Annotated in this window: 1 protein-coding gene; it reads left to right on the plus strand. The window is 45.4% G+C overall.

Going from position 1 to position 520, the window contains the following annotated elements; translation table 11 throughout:
- A partial coding sequence (locus tag GJ691_RS17155) for a transposase (RefSeq protein ID WP_154369154.1) occupies positions 1-520 on the plus strand: 520 nt, incomplete at both ends.

Genomic DNA, 520 nt, shown 5'->3' on the forward strand with positions numbered 1-520 from the left:
GGAGAAACATACCAAGACCGACAGGATAGACGCGCAGTTGATATCAAGAGAGTTAAAGGACGGTCGTTTGGAGGGTATCCATGTTCCCGATGTGGATCGAGAGGAGTTACGAAGTCTATTTAGGCGCAGAAACGATCTTGTCAAGGATTTTCGGAGGATAAAGAGTTACATCAAAATGCAGTTGTTGTATTTCGGTATTAAAGAGCCGGAAGAATTTGACAACGACCATTGGAGCCATAAGTACCGTAAATGGTTAGATGGCATTGTGTTTGAGAACCCGACGGCAAAAGCGACTTTAGAGAGTCGTATGCGTTTCTTCCGTTTTGTGGACCAAGAGCTTCGGGATGTTTCCACTCAGCTTCGTAGGTATTGCAAAACGTACCATAAGAAGGATTATATGTTGCTCAGGAGCATACCCGGCATTGGAGGGATCGTTGCCTGTGGTATATTATGTGAACTGGGGGATCTGAGAAGGTTCAATAGTGTAAAGCATTTGGCCGGTTATGTCGGTCTGTCCCCA

This window comes from Maribacter luteus (genome assembly GCF_009674825.1).
In the GTDB taxonomy this organism is placed as follows: Bacteria; Bacteroidota; Bacteroidia; order Flavobacteriales; family Flavobacteriaceae; genus Maribacter_A; species Maribacter_A luteus.